At 57.6% G+C, this 1589-nt stretch carries 3 protein-coding genes; 2 read left to right on the top strand and 1 reads right to left on the bottom strand.

Translation table 11 applies throughout. The features are described from left to right. Positions 1-478: hypothetical protein (locus tag A3736_RS01115; RefSeq protein ID WP_197465446.1), on the bottom strand; the 478-nt coding region annotated here is incomplete at its 3' end. A 309-nt stretch (positions 479-787) separates the two neighbouring features. On the opposite strand from A3736_RS01115, the gene A3736_RS16880 reads away from it, so the two are divergent. Continuing rightward, positions 788-1177, top strand: a complete 390-nt coding sequence (locus tag A3736_RS16880) for a hypothetical protein (protein ID WP_156501908.1) — start codon at positions 788-790, stop codon at positions 1175-1177. An 84-nt stretch (positions 1178-1261) separates the two neighbouring features. Beyond that, the coding region (locus A3736_RS01110) for an IS5 family transposase (RefSeq protein ID WP_369815403.1) at positions 1262-1589 on the top strand (328 nt) is incomplete at its 3' end.

Raw genomic sequence — 1589 nt, 5'->3', positions numbered from 1 at the left:
CCTGCTGCGCCGGGTCGAGCGCGGTGGGATGGGAGGGCCGTTCGGCAGGCAATCCGCCATACAATCCACCGGGCCGGGCGGCGGGCAGACCCGGCGCGCCGCCACCATCGCCGGCCGCCTCCCACCCCCGCCCCGCCGGATGCTTCAACCCGCGCGAGAGCCAGTCCTGCGTCGGCACGCCATGCCGGGGCCTGTCCTCTTGGCCGTAGTCCTCCGGTTCGCCCTCGCTGTCGGGGGAGGCGCCGGAGGGAAGCTCCGCAAGCGCGCCCTCCTCCACCTCCGGATAGCGCCAGCGGACGAAGTTCGGATTATCGGGATCGACCTCCTCGTACGGGCCATAGAGCGCTTCCAGGACGAGATCGTCCACCACATCGCCCACATCGGGCACCCCACCCACCGCCGCGACCATCCGCAGATAACGCTGCGCGGCAGCGGGATTGTCGGCGAGAATTTTCGGTATTTCGGGTGTGTCGGCCATGGTTCCATGCTCCGTGTGAGGAAAGGAACCGAGGCAGGTATGCCATTTGGGGGGCTGTAGGACAGGGGTTTTTAAGAACCTATTGCGAACTCCTCTTTCTTGGAGCCGCGTCGGGAGTGATGACAACCTCTTTAATCTAACTCGCAACTCAACTGCGAAACTTCTTTCAGTCGCAAAATTTATGGCAGATGGACCACCCCCCGCTGGATCGTTTGCGCCCCAATCGCCAACGGATGTGGAAATTGACCCTCCGAACCTTGAAACTATTGCCAGTTTAGTGCCTCATAAAAAGGCGAAAAGAGAGGCAATATGTCTAAAAACGATCCACAAGTCTTTATCTGTTTTCAAAAAGACGACGATGGCGAAGTGTCGGCGATGCGCAGCGGGCGGAGCATTAAGCATGCCGAAAAGATATTAGAGGAAGAACCGCCGTATAATGATTCATCTGAAGATGAAATTCCGAATAAAGGAGAATCGGCGAATCAGGATGAAATCGTTTCACATCCAACAAAGCATGATTCGATTGGTGATGTCTGTTATCGACTTCTAAATTCTCTGGATAAAAGTCTTACGCCGTACCACAGCGCGATCGAATTAACGACTCTCTTTCGTTATGGTCTTCAGAAAGCGGGTATAGAAGCGCAAATATATAATACCGTAAAAAACTCTTCGGAACTAGGTTTCGTGGACAAAGCTTGACTGTGGACTCGGACCTTGATTCAAGGCTGGCTTTTGGAGGCAGCCTTGGGCGAGCGGATTGGCGTTACGGACGAAGAGTGGGAAGTGATCGGGCCGCTGCTGCCACCTGAGCGGGGTCGTGGCTGCCGTCCGGCGCAGGACAACCGCCCCTATTTCGAAGGCATGATGTGGATCGCGCGGACCGGAGCGCAGTGGCGTCACCTGCCGGATGAGTATGGCAAGTGGAACAGCGTTTTCCGGCGCTATCGACGATGGGTTACGACCGGCGTGTTCGATGCCATGCTGGAGACGCTGGCGGAACTGGCGGGGCGCGACACAGCCGCCGACATGATCGATAGCACCGTGGTCCGGGCACATCATTGTGCCGTCGGCATAAAAAGGGGACTCAGCAAACCGAGGCGCTTGGCCGATC

It is taken from the genome of Erythrobacter sp. HI0063 (genome assembly GCF_001635685.1).
Classification (GTDB): Bacteria; Pseudomonadota; Alphaproteobacteria; order Sphingomonadales; family Sphingomonadaceae; genus Qipengyuania.
The sequence above is the reverse complement of the archived record's forward strand: the minus strand, read 5'-3'. Positions and strand labels throughout refer to the sequence as shown.